Annotated in this window: 15 protein-coding genes and 2 pseudogenes; 7 read left to right on the top strand and 10 right to left on the bottom strand. The window is 68.5% G+C overall.

All coding sequences use genetic code 11. From position 1 onward, the window contains the following. Window positions 1–324 precede the first annotated feature (324 nt). Window positions 325–717, top strand: coding sequence for a DUF6086 family protein (locus CP975_RS35515; protein ID WP_425474302.1), 393 nt, complete (start codon window positions 325–327; stop codon window positions 715–717). A gap of 201 nt (window positions 718–918) precedes the next feature. Further along, a complete protein-coding gene (locus CP975_RS34535) occupies window positions 919–1,569 on the top strand; it encodes a DUF6461 domain-containing protein (RefSeq protein ID WP_055531945.1) in 651 nt (216 codons plus the stop codon). Between the two features lie 80 nt (window positions 1,570–1,649). Here CP975_RS34535 and CP975_RS34530 read toward each other — a convergent pair whose 3' ends face one another. Then, window positions 1,650–2,264, bottom strand: coding sequence for an alpha/beta hydrolase family protein (locus CP975_RS34530; RefSeq protein ID WP_150477737.1), 615 nt, complete (start codon window positions 2,262–2,264; stop codon window positions 1,650–1,652). 331 nt (window positions 2,265–2,595) lie between these two features. Between CP975_RS34530 and CP975_RS36140 the strand changes: the two are divergent. Both CP975_RS36140 and CP975_RS34510 read left to right on the top strand, forming a co-directional pair. Then, a pseudogene (locus tag CP975_RS36140) lies at window positions 2,596–2,688 on the top strand (IS21-like element helper ATPase IstB); the annotation flags it as partial. A gap of 829 nt (window positions 2,689–3,517) precedes the next feature. Beyond that, window positions 3,518–3,838 carry a hypothetical protein gene (locus CP975_RS34510; protein WP_055531947.1) on the top strand — a complete coding sequence of 107 codons (321 nt, stop codon included), beginning with the start codon at window positions 3,518–3,520 and terminating at the stop codon, window positions 3,836–3,838. Between the two features lie 117 nt (window positions 3,839–3,955). Here CP975_RS34510 and CP975_RS34505 read toward each other — a convergent pair whose 3' ends face one another. Continuing rightward, window positions 3,956–7,201, bottom strand: a complete 3,246-nt coding sequence (locus CP975_RS34505) for a PLL family lectin (RefSeq protein WP_055531948.1) — start codon at window positions 7,199–7,201, stop codon at window positions 3,956–3,958. A gap of 303 nt (window positions 7,202–7,504) precedes the next feature. Here CP975_RS34505 and CP975_RS34500 point away from each other — a divergent pair, with 303 nt between their 5' ends. Next, on the top strand, window positions 7,505–7,780 hold the full coding sequence (locus CP975_RS34500; RefSeq protein WP_055531949.1) for a hypothetical protein: 276 nt from the start codon (window positions 7,505–7,507) through the stop codon (window positions 7,778–7,780). Window positions 7,781–8,015: 235 nt separating this feature from the next. Here CP975_RS34500 and CP975_RS35510 read toward each other — a convergent pair whose 3' ends face one another. The 7 genes and pseudogenes from CP975_RS35510 to CP975_RS34475 all read right to left on the bottom strand — a co-directional run bounded on the left by CP975_RS35510 (window position 8,016) and on the right by CP975_RS34475 (window position 12,124). Continuing rightward, window positions 8,016–8,300 (bottom strand): FG-GAP repeat protein, encoded by a 285-nt coding sequence (locus tag CP975_RS35510; RefSeq protein ID WP_055531950.1) that lies wholly within the window; start codon window positions 8,298–8,300, stop codon window positions 8,016–8,018. A gap of 102 nt (window positions 8,301–8,402) precedes the next feature. Further along, window positions 8,403–8,699, bottom strand: coding sequence for a hypothetical protein (locus tag CP975_RS35505; RefSeq protein ID WP_220450195.1), 297 nt, complete (start codon window positions 8,697–8,699; stop codon window positions 8,403–8,405). A gap of 563 nt (window positions 8,700–9,262) precedes the next feature. Then, window positions 9,263–9,793: pseudogene (locus tag CP975_RS34490) on the bottom strand (M15 family metallopeptidase); the annotation flags it as partial. 49 nt (window positions 9,794–9,842) lie between these two features. After that, the gene (locus CP975_RS35465; RefSeq protein WP_199783052.1) at window positions 9,843–10,040 is read right to left on the bottom strand and encodes a hypothetical protein; all 198 of its coding nucleotides are present in this window, start codon (window positions 10,038–10,040) and stop codon (window positions 9,843–9,845) included. Further along, window positions 9,974–10,303 (bottom strand): recombinase family protein, encoded by a 330-nt coding sequence (locus tag CP975_RS36725; RefSeq protein ID WP_199783049.1) that lies wholly within the window; start codon window positions 10,301–10,303, stop codon window positions 9,974–9,976. Before CP975_RS36725 ends, CP975_RS35465 begins: the two co-directional genes overlap by 67 nt. 650 nt (window positions 10,304–10,953) lie before the next feature. After that, entirely contained in the window at window positions 10,954–11,424 is a 471-nt protein-coding gene (gene cynS, locus CP975_RS34480; RefSeq protein ID WP_055531952.1) for a cyanase, read from the bottom strand. Window positions 11,425–11,530: 106 nt separating this feature from the next. Next, entirely contained in the window at window positions 11,531–12,124 is a 594-nt protein-coding gene (locus CP975_RS34475) for a carbonic anhydrase (protein WP_150477735.1), read from the bottom strand. A 124-nt stretch (window positions 12,125–12,248) separates the two neighbouring features. Between CP975_RS34475 and cynR the strand changes: the two genes are divergently transcribed. Together cynR and CP975_RS34465 are read left to right on the top strand one after the other, a co-directional pair. Continuing rightward, window positions 12,249–13,142: a transcriptional regulator CynR gene (gene cynR, locus CP975_RS34470; protein WP_150477734.1), complete on the top strand. Its 894-nt coding sequence runs from the start codon at window positions 12,249–12,251 to the stop codon at window positions 13,140–13,142. A gap of 1,158 nt (window positions 13,143–14,300) precedes the next feature. Next, entirely contained in the window at window positions 14,301–15,899 is a 1,599-nt protein-coding gene (locus tag CP975_RS34465; RefSeq protein ID WP_150477733.1) for an FAD-dependent monooxygenase, read from the top strand. Window positions 15,900–16,007: 108 nt separating this feature from the next. Here CP975_RS34465 and CP975_RS34460 read toward each other — a convergent pair whose 3' ends face one another. Further along, complete coding sequence (locus CP975_RS34460) at window positions 16,008–16,880, bottom strand: helix-turn-helix domain-containing protein (protein WP_055532133.1); 873 nt, start codon at window positions 16,878–16,880, stop codon at window positions 16,008–16,010. Window positions 16,881–17,037: the final 157 nt, after the last annotated feature.

Raw genomic sequence — 17,037 nt, 5'->3', positions numbered from 1 at the left:
GCCGCCTTGCCCGACGCCCCTGAAGGACATGGTGACGCCCGCCGGACTCGGGCAGGGGTGACGCTTGTGCGAACCTGCCGGCAGTCGAAGACGCCGCATCAGGCATACCGCCCCGACTCCCGGGCACCAGCACATCAGGCAGCTCGGCTCCCCCCGTTCCAAGCACGACGGCCCCGCCACCATCCCCCCGGTGGCGGGGCCGTCCGTCCTTCTCGCCGCCGCCGAGAAGCACGGGCAGCGCGCCGTGTTCTGCCTCCTAGACAGGGACTACGGTGTGACGAGAGGCAGAAGGGCACCCGCCTGGCACGCTTGAGCATTGCCGGTATGACCAGCAGGGAGGAGCTGTATCGAGCCAGTACTACGACATGGGTGACCGGACCCTTTGGAACCCGTCCAATGGGGCCTCCCGGCTCGGCTGACGAGTGCCAGATCGACCCTCTCGCGTTCAAGGAGTTTGTCGACGCCCTGCTCGCGTGGCACCGGGGGACGAGTCACGCAGTCATGGTCGCCCTGTCCGAGGGCTTCGTCGCCACGGTGCTGGTCTTGGCGGAGAGGGCAGGCATCGAGGTGAACTGGCTGCCAGCAGGCGTCGTCGAGGACGGTGGCCTCAAGGATGATCAGGTGTCGGCGGCCCCGGTTTCCTCTGAGGGGGGGCTTGGGCAGCCGCACTTAAGAGCTCATAACAGGATCATGTTGAGGTGTCCTGGTCGGGCGTGACAGGTGGGCTGATGCAGCCGCGTGCGGCCCCTTCCGCATCGACTTCACCGGGCAGGAATCCACCGGGCGTCCTACCCGGTACCGATCCCACTGCATGAACCGGGCATCATGATCCGGGCCCCCGACGTGCTTGGCGCACCGCGGAGAGCCCGGAAAGCTCGACTTTGGCAGCCAATGCCAGGTGAATGACGGAGGCCGATCATGCAAGCAGACGCGGACTCGCTGGACTGGGCGAGGGCTTGGATATGCGCTACCTTCACCCGCGCTCTCGGCCCCGAGGAGGTCTTCGCCCGGTACGGGGCCGACCCGGGCCAGGCACGTCTACTCGACCGGGACGCGGCCTTGGACTTGGTCTCTGGCGAATCAGATAACGGGATGGTCTCGCTGCTGCGGGCCGGCAGGATCGGCGAATGGGCCTTCTGTGTCGAGGAGGACGGCGACATCGGCTTTGGAGAGGAAGCGCTCACGGAGTTGTCCCGGGGAACGGAGACGTACAGTGTGGCGACCACTGAGGGAATCGACGTCTTCCAGTACTGGCGCGACGGAGTGTGCGTCGAGTACTTCGAGCCCGGGATGGAGCACAGCCGGTCCGAACCGTTCGGTCCCTGGTGGGATCAGGTAGAGGAGGCGCTCGCCGCACACGATGGCGAGGGCGCCGGGATGGCTCCGGTGGTGGCCCTCGTGCTCGAACACCTCGGCATCACCCTGGACGACGCAGCGCTCGCCGGTCCCTGGCCCAGCCTGACGCTCGCCGACGCACCAGCGGCATCGCCGGGCGATACCTACGCGGGCGAGGGACCGGTCCCGCCCGGGAGTGTCTTGGATTTCGGCCCGTCAAGTGGACTGTCCTGACTGGCAGGACCGCCTTTCGCCGCCCTGGACCACGACGAGGCCAGGCTAATGCGGATCAGACCGGGCATCTCGTGACGCGTTCATGATCTGGCATTCTTCAGTCGCCTCCAGCAGATATTGCTTGCACCGGCTGACCGCCGGCGTTGCGCCAACCGTTCGGCGAAGGGCAGAGACGGCCACATCGCGTCGTCGCCTCCCGCGACAAGCAGCAGATCAGCCCAGGAATCGTCCATCGGCACGAAGGGAAGTGGCTGCTCCCGCCACGTCCAGGACGATCGGTAGGGCAGCCGTTCGCCGTCGCGGCCTGGTCCGACGTTGCACCAGACCCGCGAGGTCGGCGACAGCGCAATCACCACGTCCACGCGCGGGTCGTGCACTGCGGTGAGCAGAGCTGCTTCAGCCCCTTTGGAGACGCCGAGGATGCCGATGCGGCGCGCCCCGCCGGCATGGAGAAGATCGACGGCGTCGATGAAGGTTTCCAAGGGGACTTCGCAGATTCCCGGAGACTGTCCGAGCCCACCGAACCAGCGGATCGCCAGGGTCGCAATGCCTTGCTCGGCAAGGATGCGCGCTCTCTCACGTTCGATGCGTCCGCTGGAGCCCGCCAAGACCAGAACGCCGACGTCAGCGCCAGCCGCGGGAGAAATCAGAACGCCCTCCCAAGGGTTGGTCAGCTCGCGCTCTGTCAGTTCCACCTCCTCCCCCTGCCGTCTGCCTTCGGGTGCTCAGTGTGCTGGAGCAGTCTATTGGGCCTTGATGCCCAGCACGGGTGACAGGCGATGCCGCGCTGACCTGCTGTCCGTGGAGGTAAGAGAGGGGGGGTTCCTTCACAGCCTTTCAGCTGGCCGTGGCGGTCTCTTCGGCTCGTCGACCGCCTCACCTTTAACGGCGCCATCATCGAGACTGGCACCCCGCGCCCACCACAGCGGGGCATCCGGGCCGGTGGGCACCAGCCCGTGCATCTGTTGCTGGTAGAGCCGCGGCCAGACGAACGCGTCTGGCCGCGGGAGTAGTCGCTTCGGACCGTTCGACTTCGATGCCAACCCGAACATTGACGCGACAACCGTTCACTCCCTGCCCAGGTGCGAGTGGATCAACAAGAACCAGCCTCTTTGCCTCCCGCTGCGGGAGGCTGCGGAGGCCGCCCTCGTGCAGGACGCGCGTCCAGCGCTCGGTTTCCGAGCGCATGCCGGGTGCGAGTCCCTCCCCACTGGTCGACCATCTCGTTGAGCTCGGCGAGGGAGTCGCCGACGAGGCCATCGCCCCGCCCACCCGCGTGAACTCTATGTTCTTCTGCGCGCCGGGATCCAGCTCGGCGAGTGGCTGCCCTACGACTGGCGCGAGGTGAAACAGCTCCAGCGACGCCGCCACGCCGCCCTCGGACACGGACCCGATGTCACACAGTCCCACACCCGGGAGTCCTTCGCTGAAGTCGTCCAGGACGTACCGACCACCGAGGCCCGCCCCTCGTTCGACGTGATGCTCAAGGACGGGTCACCCCTCTCCTGCCGCAGGGGATTTCACCGGCTACCTTTGCGCTCACCCAGAACGAGGGTGCGGACGGCGGGGATGTCGGCGGCGTGGCCGGACGGACGAGGCGCATTCGGGGTCCTCCTTGAAAGGCGCTGGATTTGGGCCCCAGGTGCGGAGCCGTAGGCATGTTGAACTCCCTGTGCAGGGCGGCCCGGGTGGCGAGGTGCCCACACATACCGTGCACGCTGGGGCCGGGAGGCGTCGACGCTGAACACGGGTACCCACCGGGCAAGGGTGTGCGGTACGGATTCCAGGCGGGCACCGGTCGGCACACGGACTGTGTGAGCGTGACGGCTCCCGCACCGATGTCGCCACCGGGATAGTTCGGCTTGTACGTCTCGTACTCGGCTGCCGGCACACCGCGCGCCGCGATGACCGTGTCGGCGAAGCCGGGCGCGTACCGCTCGATGCAGCGGTGATCAGCGGCACCGGACCGGATCCCGGATATCGCCGTTCGGTACCCCAGCATCATGAGACCGGGCCGATCCCCCTGGACGCCGAGGTGATCCGCAAGGTGCTGGGGAAGGCGAAGCGCAAGGAGTTCGGGAAGAAGAGCGGCGGGTTCGTCGTCGAGGGCGGAGGAGACGGCAAGCGGTTCTCGGTGGCCTGCTCGATAGGCGAGCGGACCACGGCGCTGGAGGAGGTTCGGCCGTACCGGGAGGCGCTCGCCCTGGCCGGCTTCCGCACCGAGGCCGACCCGGAGGACGAGAAGACCCTGGACGTCTGCGGGCCGTAAGCCAGGACGGTCGAACCGCCCCGGTGGTGTTTCCCCGTGCCGCCGGGACGGCTTTCGTGCGTTCGGGTGCACCGTACCTAGACGTCCCCGGTGCGCGACCGATGACAGCGCCGATCCTCAGTAGGCGCCCGTGCGGATGTTGTCGTGGATGTAACGGAAGTAGGGGTCCGTGACCGCCTCGTTGCTGGTGAGTTGCTGGAAGCCTGCAACGGGATCCTCGGTGTTGCGGGCGTACTGGTAGAACCAGTCCTGGACGATGGCGGCCTGGCCCTCGATGGTGAAGCCGCTCGCGAACTCCGGTCCCGGCGGCCCGTACTCGTAGGCCGAGGGCCCGTCGAGGGAGGAGGACAGGGCGTCGGCGAGCCAGGAGAGAGCGAATCCCGTGTGGTCGATCTGCCAGGCGTGGACCAGTTCGTGGACGAGGACCTCGTACGGGATCATGGCGTGCCCCCTGCCGCCCCCGCCCCTGCCGACGCCGAGGTTGACCGGGTCGGCGAAGCCGGCTTCTCCCAGGTTCAGGAGGATCCTGCCGTCGATGCTCGGCATCACGAAGGGCACATGCCAGCCGTCCACGTCTTTATTGCCGGAGATGTTGGTGATGCGCAGCCGGTCCCGCTCGGGGAGTGTTCCATCGAAGACGTGGTCGTTGATGAGGCGATAGGCCTCGATCGGAAACTCCTTGTGGTCGAAGGCGAGTTCGGCGATGCCCGCAGCGGCCACGGCCAGCAGGGTGTTCCCGGGGCCGGCGAACCACAGGATGTTCTCCAGGACCACCGACCCGGCGCCGAACGATCCGGTGTAGACGAGGGATCCGACCTCGACCACGAAGAAGATCACCACCCCGGCGGTCACGCCCACCGCGGTCCCCACGACCCACTTCACCGCGAGGGTGACGACGCCTTCCAGCGTCTGGCCGATGTGGCTGGTGTACTGCATGTTCATCGAGGCCTCGGCATTGACGAGGTCCGACAGGATGGACTTGAAGTCGTCCCTCGGCGGGTGGATCTCCTCCCAGTCGTGCTCCCGGGACCCGGCCGACACGCTGCCGTTGTGCGACAGGGCGATCACGTACCGGCCGCTCCGTACGTAGAAGGCGACCCCGAAGTCGTAGCCGTCCGCTCCGCTGTCGTGGGCGTGGCCGTACCACTGCACGCTGCCGTCGATGCAGATGTTCACCCCTGCCCAGCCGCCGAGCGCCGCAGCGCCGCCGCTCACGATGGGCTTCTGGAACCTCGCCACGGGGACGGGAATCCGGTACCAGGGCCGCCACTCCTGGATCCACCGGGTGCTGTGGATGCCCGCGTCGCCACCGACGCCGAAGACGTCGATGCTGGTCAGGTTCTGGGGCGGGCCGCTCAGGTGGCGCAACTGGGCCGCGAGCGGGGTACGCAGCGGGAAGGTGTCCTTCGGCTCCCCCCTGCGGAACCAGTACCGCGGTTCACCGCCCTCGCCGGGATGGTTCCAGCTGTTCCCGTCGAAGTAGGCGTTATACACACAGCCGTCCGCCCCGACCCCGTACAGCTCCAGGTGGGAGCCGTCCCTCCGGCTGATCGCGGTGAGCGGGGTGCCCTGCGGGAAGGTCATGCCGGGGATCGGGTACCAGTCGTGCCACCCGTCGTCCCACCAGTTCCCCCACACCGCTCCCTGCTCGTCGACGACCCAGATCTCCATCTTGTCGGTGTCACGGGAGGCGGCGGCGATCCTGCTGCCGGGCGGGAAGGTCTTCCCCCCGATCAGGGTCCAGTTGCGGGTGTCCCAGGTACCGTTCCAGCCGATGCCCCAGACCGCGCCCGCCTCGTCGATCCCCCAGACCTCCATATGATCGTCGTTCCGGCTGAGCGAGGTGATCGGGGCGCGGTGCGGGAACTTCGGGCCGGGAAGGACGTACCAGTCCTTCCACTCGCCGTTCCACCAGACACCGTTGAGCACCCCGTCGGCGCCCACCAGCCAGACGTCCATGAGGTCGGAGTTCCGGCTCAGCGCGGTCACCGGGGTGAGGGCGGGGAAGACCCCGCCGCCCGGGATCGGGGGCCACTCGGTCTTCCATGCGTCGCCCGCCGACCACCACGCGTTGCAGAGCCGCCCGTCACCATCCACGGTGAAGACGTCCATGAAATCGACGTCCCGGGCCACCGCGCAGGGCACGGTGCCCTGGGGGAAGGTCTTCGTGCCGAGCTGGAAGTAGGGCTCCCAGCGGTGGTGCCACCACACGCTCCACATCCGCCCGTCCTCGCCTACCGCGAACAGGTCGAGCTGCATCTTGTTGCGGGCGACGACGGAGATCGGTGCCCCCGGGGAGAAGCGGATGTCCTGACCGGCCAGGCTGTGCTCCCCGTAGCGGGCTGCCTTGGCGGCGTCCGACCGCAGCGCGGCCGCGGCGGCACGCTGTCCGGCGCGCTCCAGGCGGTCGGCCCAGACGCCCATCGCCCACACCAGGTCTCGGGTGAAGCCCTCGTTGTGCGGATCCTGGTGGGTGACACGACGGTAGAGACCGACGGCGAACTCGCTCTCCCGGAGCATCTCCTCTTCAGGGAGGTACTGAGCCACCATCAGGATGCGCCTGCCGTGGCCCCGCAGGTGCGCCGCGACGGCCGGGTCCTCGATGACTACCTTGGTGATCTGGATGGCCTCGGCGGCCGACGCGGCGGCCTCGGTCCGCATCCCCGCCGCCCACTGGCGCGGAGCCAGCCGGTCGGCCAGTTCGCCCGCCAACAGGTCCCGCTGCCGCAGGTTCCCCGGATCGGCGTCGGCCAGTCTCCGGTATACGTCGACGGCGAACGCGATCGCGGAGACGGCCTCGGCGTCCGGCAGGTACCGGGCGACGAGGGCGACCTGCTGGGCGTACCCGGCCGCGTTCGGCGGCAGCGTGGGGGCTGCGAGCAGCCGCCGGGTGATCGCCACAGCCTCCCGCGCGGACGCCGCCGCGCCCTCGGTCTGCCCCGCCGCCGCCTGGCGCGGGGCGAGCCGGGCCGCCAGTACCCCGGCGACCGAGGCCAGTGGCTCCATGTCGTCCGGGCGGGCCGCGGCGAGCTGCCGGTAGACGACGACCGCGGCCTCGGTGGCTGTCACAGCCTCGGCTGCCGGCAGATTCCCGGCGGCCTCGGAGATCCGCTTGGCGAAGCCCTGGCGCGACTGCGGGAAGGCCCCCTCGGCCAGCAGCTCACGGGTGATCCCGATGCCCTCGCGGGCGGCCGCCGCGGCCTCGTCCGGCCGGATCGGCCTGAGCGCCGGCGTCAGTCGGTCGCACAACGCCGACGCGAGACCGTCGCGCCAGGTGTTCCGCTCCGGGGACTGCGGGTTGTCCCGCAACAGGTCACGGTACTTCTGCACCTGTTGCTGGGCAGCGGTGAGCGGATCGGCCATCGGTGGTCTCCGTTCCTGGTGCCTATGCGTCCGGGCGGACACAGGGTGCCGCGGTCATCCGCGGAGCGGCCCGGGAGGGTGTCGGCCCGGCGCGCCGTCCATGAACCTTCCCGTCAGAATGCCGCGGCATACGGGCCACGGCCCCGCATTCACCCGCGCGGAATCGCGTTCGATGTAATGTGCGCCGGAGCGCGCGGGGAAGACCCTGGGCAAGGCCCTCAACCACTACGCCCGTCTGCTCCTGGACGCCCTCGACGGACCGTTCGCCGACCCGGTGGCGGCCCGCTCCTGGAGGAACATTTGATGCCGTACGACGTCACCTGCGACATCACTGCCGGTCCCCTCGTCCTGCCCGGCGTGCGCGGGTCCGTAGGCGCCGTCTACTCCGAGCACCGCACGGAGAAGCCGGGTTACGGCGCCGCCGTGGAGCTCCCCGCCGTTCTCGCGCTCCTTGCCGCCGTCGAGACCGGTGAGATCACCGCGGCCCAGGCACAGGCAACGTTCACCCCCTTCCTCGTTCGGCTCGAAGAGTATGACCGGGAGATGGACGACCGGATGGCTCGCTACGACTACAGCTGAGGAGAACGACATCCAGACCGTGCTCGGCTTCATAGCGCCGGCCGCCGCGATCTGGGTCGCCGCCCCCGGCGCCTCGAGCTCTCCTCTCCTCACGCGGTCCCGACCCGGTGGCCATTCACCCGGCTTCGACCGCAGGAGCGGAGAGTGCACGCGCGTGGAGCGCTCACACGAACCGCGGTCCGGTCCGAGACCTACAGGGGAGTCTTGGAGCAGGCCGCCACCGCTGCGGCGGGGTTCAGCGCAGCGCACTGCCGAAGAGCGCCGTGGTGTTCAGAGCCGCGACGTCCTTCGGCCCGAAGGCGACGGAGTGCGTGGCGGTCAGGCCCGTGGACGTACCGCGCAGCCACCACACCGCGCCCACCTGGGCGTTCTCCTGGACAGAGGAGAAGGCGAGGTCGGCGCGGCCGTCACCAGTGACGTCGAGCAGCGCGGTGGCCGCACCGAACACGTCACCCTTCTCGGCGACGCCCGGGACGCCCGCCGTGTTCTGGTGGAAGGCCTGGGCCCCGGGCCCGGTCACGCCACCGGCGCTGCCGTGTACCAGGACGACGGCGCCCGCGTCGGTGAGGCTGCCGAGTCCTCGCCGATGACACCGACCGCGACGTCCGCGTACCCACCCCCCTCACGTCGCCGACGGCGATCGCGCTGCCGTACCGGTCTCCGTCCTCCTCGGCGCGGGGCACGCCCGGCAGGTGCTGGTCGAACTTCTGCGTCTCCGGCTTGGGCCGTCGGCCGAGCCGAAGGCGACCCTGACCCCCGGCTCGTTGTCGTCGTCACCAAGCACCAAGTCGTCGTAGTGGTCGCCGTTGATGTCGCCGACGGCCTTGGGGACGACCGGGCCCCGCACGGACGTGGGGCCGTCGATGCAGTCCCGGTCGGTGCAGGTCGGGTCGGGCGCTGCTCGCTGTCGTAGTGCCACCACTGCGACTTGTCCATGAAGTCGAGGGTCTTGGCCGGGGTGCCGGTCCGCGCGACGGGGCCCTTCCAAAGGCGCGCCTGCTGGCCGATCGGGTCGTCTCCGTAGTAGCCCGTCCCGGAGAACAGGGCGAGGTCGGTGGTGCCGTCGCCGTCGAAGTCACCGGCCACCTCGTGCTTGGTTACGTCCACGCTCTGAACGCGACCGGATTCATGGGCTGTCCGCGCTGGCTGCGGCCGGGGAAGAGCTACTGTGAGCTTCTGCTACTAGCGTAGGGCATGTGCTGTCGGGACCAGATGTAGGCCCGCATCAGGCGGGGCATCCCGTCGGCCTTCATGCACCACCGCAGGAATGACTGGGACGGACAGCGGGTGGCCAGGTGCTCGGTGTGCCAGGCGTCGATGTCGACCTGCTGGCACTGCCCGATTGCGCGCCCCCGGTCGGCGAGCCATGCGAGGAAGGCGCTGGCTTGGGTGACTTGCTGCTTGGTGGGGTTGGTCTGGGAGCGTCCCAGGGGTGGGGGGTGCCGAGGTCGCCTGCGCAGACGCCAAGGGCGACCTTCCGCAGCTCGAAGTGGGCCTGGCCCAGTAGCGGTCTCCGAATGACCAGTGCCACCACTCTGTGGGATAGTTGACCAGGCCTACAGCGGCGAGCGCAGTGCCCAGGATGTCCCGATGAGAGCGAGCCTCGTCGCTGATGCTCCCGGCCTGCGTGTAACAAGCCCCCGCGCTCTCCTCCGGAGTCGCGTTTATCCGAGTGCCCATCTCAAGCTCGCGCCCGTCGTCACCAGCGAGCGTCAGGTCAACAGCTGCCCCGGCACTGTGCGGTGCAATCTCGGGCGAAGACACGTAGCGGCTGGCTGCCGAGCGGACCCGTTCAGCAGTCCATTCCGGGTGTTCCGCGCACAGTTGGCCTGCGTATTCGTCGAAGTAGCGACGTTGAAGCCGGTCGAGCACTCCTTCCCGCAGGTAGGCGAAGGCACCGGCGGGCTCCTGCCACTTCCGCTCGTCGACCAGCAGGGAGCGTTCTCGTCGCACGTCTACGAGCCGTTCACCGCACTCGTGGACAGGCACGGCTGCGACCTTCGGGGCGGACATCAGAACTACTCAGTCATGAATCGATCACCTCGTGGCCTTGCGCCCACCTTCAGTGGGGATCTTCTGGGCGGCTGCTGCGGTCGCCGGGGACGTGTCGGCTCCAGTCTTCGGCTTCGGCCAGTGCCCGGTAGAGCGAGGCAGCCGAGGGGTTTTTACCTATGCTCTTTCCGGTCTTGATGACTAGCTTCTTCGCGATTTCGGGGACGGGGACGCCCTTGTCATTGAGCGCGACGGCGAAGGTGAGCATGTCGTCGTCGATGGCCTTCGGCCGTCCGCCGTGGTCGCCCTTGGCCGCCGGATGTAGTTGCGTTCGAAGATGACCGGCGTCTCAGGTGCGGCTTCCCTGAACTGGCGGGCCAGCGCAAGCGCCTTCTCCAGCTCGGGCCGCACCTTGACGCAGGTGCTGATCTGCTCCTGGAAGACCTTGTGGCACTCTGCCCGGTGGAGGGCTTCGAGCTGGCTCGCCAGCTCCTGGTGGGCAGCCGAGGTGCGGGCGTACCCGGTCCTCACGGGCCGCTCGGTGTTCAAGCGTGTCTACACACCGGAGTGGTACGTCCTCGCCAGCGCACGTATCTGGCCAGAGTCCGCTCCCGCTGCCCCTCGTCGTCCCCGGGTCGCGAAGCGGGCGTAGGGCGCCGCCAACCGGGGTCGAGGCGGTGAAGCTGTAACGGCCCAGGACGTTGAGGTTGCGGTGCTTGAGCGGGGACAGGCGGGCGATGCGCTTGCGCGGTCGCTGTCATGTACCTCGAGGCCAGCAGTATCCCGGTCAACCCCACCCGCGAACAACTCACCGGCTCGCACATGAACTGCACAGCCCCCACAACACGGTCAGCAGAGTTGAACAGAGTTGCCCGACATCGCTCATACATGACGTACGAGTACCCACCCTCATTCAACTTGTATGGGGGTTATGGTCGAAACCCTGAAAGTGCTCGAAATCAGCTCCAGGCCGTAGTTAACCTGCATGTCGACGAGTGTGCTCCCCCGCGCGTGCGGGGCTGGCCCCGACTTCGGATCCAGGTACGCCAGGGTGCCTGAGTCCCCCGTTGCCTTTTCGTGGCCCCGCATGGGGGCCTCCGGGCCCTCCCGCCCGGGAGCGCGGGGCGGGCTGGCGGTTGGCGGCCCGCCCCGCCGAAGATTCGCCCAGCGGAAGAGCGGTGTCAGAAGGGCTTGGTCGGCAGGTACTTGCCGTCCAGGGTGATGACCGCGCGCTCGCCGCCCTCGGGATCGGCGACCTTCTTCACGTCCAGCCTGAAGTTGATCGCGGAGATGATGCCGTCACCGAACTGCTCGTGGACCAGGGCCTTGAGGGTGGTGCCGTAGACCTGGAGCATCTCGTAGAAGCGGTAGATCGTCGGGTCGGTGGGGATGCCGCCGGGGATCGAGCCGCGCATCGGGATGGTCTGGAGCAGCGTCACCGCGTCCGCGTCCAGTTCCAGCAGCTCTGCGACGGCCCTCGCTGCCTTCTCCGGCAGAGCGTGCTGGCCGAGCAGGGCGGCAGTGGTGAAAGCCGCCGACAGGCCGGACACCTCGGCGATCCGCTCCCAGGTGAGGTCTTTGCGGGTCTTGGCCTCGACGGCTTTGACGGCGAGGTCCTGGCGGGCGGCGGGGTCACACTGTGCGTGGGCCATGGGGTGGGTGTCCTTTCGGAGGTGTATGCCGTGCGTGCTCGCGCGACGACGGCCTGGTGAGAGATGGCCCGTGCCGCCTGGGGGGTGGCGCGGGAAGTGGGGGTGGTCAGGTGGCGAGGGCGGTGGGGCGGGTGGTGGAGTCGAGTGTTCCGACGCTGCCGGTGGGAATGTCGTAAACCCAGCCGTGCAGGGTGACCGTCTGGTGCGCCAGTGCGCGGGCGACGCAGGGGTGGGTGGCCAGGTTGGCGAGTTGGGCGCGTACGTTCTGCCGTACCAGTGCGGCTACGTCGTCGGCGGCTGCGGTGCGGGCCCGGGAGGCGTCCGCGTGTTGCAGCCAGCCGGCGACCGCCGGAGTGCCGGACAGGTCGTGGTCCTGGGCGAGGGCGGTCATCGCGCCGCACGCCGAGTGCCCGCAGACCACGATGTTCTTCACGCCCAGTACGGCGATGGCGTACTCGATGCTCGCCGTGACCCCGTCAAAACCCGGGCCGTGGGCGGGCACCAGGTTGCCGGCGGTACGGATCACGAACAGCTCGCCCGGCTCGCTGGCGCAGATCAGCTCCGGGACGACACGGGCGTCCGAGCAGCTGATGAACAGCGTATGCGGGGCGTGGTGGCCGCCGAGGTGGGCGAACAGGCCCTTCTTGGCGGGGAAGACCTCCCGCTGAAACCGTGCGACGCCCTCAGCGAGGTCATGCATGGGTCACTCCCTTTCGGTGGTGCCGCCCTTATCGGGCTGGCGGAATCCACCCTGCATGACCATTACCTATAGAGTCCAAGACTCGATACCCATAAGACCTATAGTTTGCATCTATAGTGGTCTCATGGCCCCGGACCTGCGTCACCTGCGCTACCTGCTCGCCGTCGCCGAGAACGGCACCTTCACCCGTGCCGCCGAGGAGCTGCACGTCTCCCAGCCCACCCTCTCCCAGCAGATCAAGCAGCTGGAGCGGATCCTGGGCGTACAACTGCTGGACCGCACCGGACGCACCGTGCGCCTGACCGACGCCGGCGCGGCGTACGTCCACCACGCCCGCCACGCCCTGCGCGACCTCGCCGCCGCCGAACGCGCCGTCCACGACGTGCACGACCTCACCCGCGGCCACTTGCGCCTGGCGGTCACCCCCACCTTCACCGCCTACCTCACCGGCCCGCTCGCCGCCGAACTGCGAACCCGCCATCCCGGCATCGCCCTGACCTTGCGGGAGATGTCCCAGGACCGCATCGAAAGCGGTCTGCTCACCGACGAGATCGACCTCGGCATCGCCTTTACCGGCACTCACCAGCCCGGCATCACCGCTACCGAACTATTCACCGAAACACTCACCCTCGTCACCAGCACCCGCCATTCCGCCGAGCACGAACTCCCCCTGCCTGTCGGCGACCTCACCGAACGCCACCTGGCCTTGCTGAGCGGCGACTTCGCCACCCGCGGCCACATCGACGCCTACTTCAAACGGCACGGCGTCAGTCCGCGCATCGCAGTGGAGGCCAACTCCATCCAGGCCCTCACCGAGATCGTCCAGCGCACCACACTGGCCACCGTGCTCCCCGACGCCATCACCCACGACCACCCGCACCTCACACCCTGCCCCCTCGACCCGCCCCTGCCCACCCGCACCGTCGCCTTCCTCACCCGCACCGACGCCTACCAAAGCGCCGCCACACGTGCCTTCACCCGCCTCACCCACGACCTCATCCGCACCCGCCTCGCCTGAGTACACGTCACCCCCGCCTGGAGCCCAGCGCTCCACCTCCACACGCCTTCATCTCCGCCGCCAGCGGCTCCCCGGCGCCGCTGCCCGCCTGACCCTGCGCTACCGGTGCCAAGCAGCCACTGCGCTGCTCGGCCCGACGCTATGGCGGCCATCTCACCGCCCCGCGTGACCAGCCGCACATGCCCTCGGCCACGCAGGGCAGTGGGCAGGCAGGCCCATGGCCCGACCGCAGCGGCAGGCCACCGGCAGCGCGGGTGACAACACTTCAAGCGGCCACGGACACCGCAGTGCCGCGACATCCCCCTCCGTCTCTCCGGCGGGGCGGCGACCGTGCGCGGGCGGCTCCCCCTTGATCTGGTCCATGACACCGCGTTCCACCACACCGAGGTGATCGACGATGTGGCGAAGCATTTCGAGACGGCGCTGACGACCGGGCAGAGCTGACGGACCCGCGCCTTGCGAGGGGGTGACCAAGCTGTCTGAGAACGCAGCACGCGCGAAGAAGCCTGTTCTTTTTGGGAGTGACATCGTCGGGGGAACCCGCGGAGACAGAGCGTGAGTCACCTGTCAACTGAGGTCGCAGAACGGAGCGCGTACCAGATGCTGGTGGGCGCCATCGCGGCATCGGACTGGCTCGGTTACCCGTACGACACCCAGCAGCTCGCTCCGTATGCCCGGCGTGCGGCCGAGTTGGCGGACCACGACGTCAAGGTTTTGCAGTGTCTGAGCCCTCACATGCGCCACGTCAGCGGCGCACCGTGTGAGGCGCCCGAATCACACACCTATTCCGGAATAGGGCCTCCGGAGAAAGAACACCCGCGGCAGGCATGGCGGCACAGTTGTGCAGGAACGTGCCCGACAACTTGCTGCACTGTCCGAAGGTGGCCGGAGTGCCCGACGGATTGTCAAGCTGGTCGCGTAACCACGCCACGTGAAAACCTTCTTCGACGGGGTTCCCAGTGCCGCCTGAAGTCAGCCCGGAACAAAGAGGAACGGCCCTTTGCCGACGCGGCGTACACCTAACCGGCATCGCATGGTGCGCGAATTCAGCAGCCGAACTCCGTGGATGGCGTGCGTAATTCCGGCGAATGAGCCGGGCCGATCCGATCCGGTCCGGTCCGGTCCGCTCTGAACACAGCAGCAACGGAGGCAGATGCCATGTCAGTCCCGCGAGTTCCCGTACTCATCGTCGGAGGCGCCTACACCGGGCTCACCACCGCTTTGAGCCTTGCCGCACGCGGTGTGCGCCCGCTGCTGGTGGAGCGTCGGCCGAATACGTCCACACTGCCGAAGGCGTGGGGGCTCAACACGCGTTCTCAGGAGTTGCTCAACACACTGCCCGGCGTGGCACAGCGGATCCGCAGCGCCCTCGGGGACGCCCAGTGGCCCCGCATCAGCCACGGCACGTCCATAGCCGATCCCGAGCGACGCTACCTCGACCCGCTGGCCGGGCAGCCCGACCCGCAGGAGCTCTCCTCGGTGCCGCCGCTGGCGTGGGTGTCGCAGGCCCAGGTCGAGGAGATCCTCCGCACGAGCGCCGAGGAGGCCGGCGCGGAGGTGTGCCTCGGCACCGAGATGGTCTCCTTCGTCCAGGACGACGAGAAGGTCACCGCGACACTGCGTGACGTGTCCACCGGGCGTGAGCATGTGGTCGAGGCGGACTACATGGTGGCGGCCGACGGGAACATGAGCCCGGTCCGGGAGGCGCTCGGCATTCCCGTCGAAGGCAGTGGAGTCATCGGCCACATGTACATCCTCACTTTTGAGGCCGATCTGACGCGTTACGTGGAAAAGGGCGCGGTCGAGGTGATCGGGATGCCCGGCAGCGGTTCCAGCTTCATCCTGGACGGCTCCGAGCGGCACACCCTGTGGGTCGATTACTTCCCCGAACGGGGAGAGACAGCGGAGGACTTCACCGAGAGCCGCTGCCTGGAGCGGATCCGTCACGCCATCGGTGACCCCGAGATCGACGTCACCTTCGTCAACGCCCGCTTCTTCCCCATCAACCACAAAATGGCCGAACGGTTCCGCGAGGGCCGCGTCTTCTTGGCCGGTGACTCCGCGCACGCCTGCCCGCCCAATGGCGGCCAGGGCGGCAACCTCGCCATTCAGGACGCCTACGACCTGTCCTGGCGGCTCGCGCTGGTGCTCACCGGGCAGGCCGGGCCCGGCCTGCTGAACACGTACGAGATCGAGCGGCGCCCGCTCATCGACATCACTCTTGAGCGTGAGGTCGAACTGGCGAAGATCTCCGAAGGCCGCGTGCCCGCCAGCTACAACCCGGCCGACCCCAACGCCCCCATCCCCATGGCCAAGGAGTTCCTGGGCTTTCGGTGCCACTCCACCGCGGTCCGCACCGAGGCCGACGACGACGGCAGCCTTCAGGAGGATCCGTGGCACCCCACCGGGCGCCCCGGCGGCCGGGCTCCGCACGTCGTGCTCACCGACGGTCCGCGGACGCTCTCCACCCACGATCTGTTCGGCCGCGGTTTCGTGCTCCTTGCCGGGTACGAAGCCCCGGAGTGGGTCACGGCCGCCGAAAAGGTCGCCCGCCGACTCGGCGTCACCCTGGCCGCGCATCGCCTCGGTGATCGCTTCGTCGACGGCGACGACGTCTGGTGCGGCCGTTACGGGGTCGAACCGACCGGTGCCACGCTGATCCGCCCCGACGCCGTCGTGGCCTGGCGCGGCAAGCAGGCGGCGGACGATCCGGAGCGCGAGCTCACCACGGCCCTCACCGCGATACTCACACGTTGATCCGCGCACGCTGATCCGAACGTTGCCGCACCCGTCAGTCACTTACGGATGCGGCAACGTTCTTCCGTTCCGCCCTGAGCCGAGACCTTCGAGGTGTGCCCCGTCAGGTCACGCCGTGTTCGCCACGGGCCTTTCGGGGCCGGACACGAGCATGTGATCGCGAATGATCCAACCGGCCTGGAACCGGCTCTGCGCTCCCAGATCCCCGAACATCTCGGCGATGTACTTCCGGCAGGTCCGCACACCGATGCCCAGGCGCCTGGCCACCACTTCGTCCTTGTACCCGGCGGCGAGCAGCTGAACGATCGCGGTCTTCGTCTCCTGGGTGAGCCACTCCGGGATTCTGTTGTTGCCGCCCGTCCTCTGGAAGACGACGCTGGTCGCCCAGGCGCTCACCACCGTGTGCAGGATGAACTCCACTAAGGCTTCGTGCTTCACCATGTGCGCCCTGCCCGCTTCCTCGCCGTCCAGCAGGAACACGACCGAACGGTCGAAGGCGATGAGCGCGGGCAGGGACGCGGCGGTGGTCCGGACCTCGCCCCCCGCCGCCGAGATCTCCTCGACGCAGTCGCGCACCTCCGCGTCGTAACGGGACAGGTGCGGAAGCAGCACGCGCAGGCTGACCGTCGGCGGAACCAGCCCGGAGGCCGGGCCGAGCACGCTGTGGGCGGCAGTCGGGGCTCCCCGCCCCAGGGGTTGCACGGCGAACACCTCCTCGGTGCACCGTGCCGCGCGGTCCTCAAGGGCGGTACGGATGGCGGACGCGCCCTCGATCGTGACGACGGGACTGGGGCCGCCGCTTTCCACGCCGTCGGCGCACAGGCCGGAGAGCGTGTCGAGCTGCTCGCGAAGTCCGTCCAACTGCGCCTGCCACGCGTCGATGACGCCCGAAAGAGGTTTCGCGTACTGGAGCCTGACCGTTTCCGGGTGCACGGCGATCCAGTCGTCGCGGCCCTCCGCCCGGGACCGCGCCAGCTTCATCCTTCTGAGTCTGGACAGCACTCGCTCCGTCTGTTCCGGACCCCAGCCCAGACTCCTCGCCAGTTTCTCGAGGGTGGATCCGCCGGTTGTGACAAGAAACTGATAGGCCGCCAGATCCTCATCACCCAACAGCGGAACGATCTGGGCGATATCCACA

The organism is Streptomyces alboniger, assembly GCF_008704395.1.
Taxonomy (GTDB): domain Bacteria; phylum Actinomycetota; class Actinomycetes; order Streptomycetales; family Streptomycetaceae; genus Streptomyces; species Streptomyces alboniger.
This window is presented reverse-complemented; position numbering and strand designations above follow the sequence as displayed.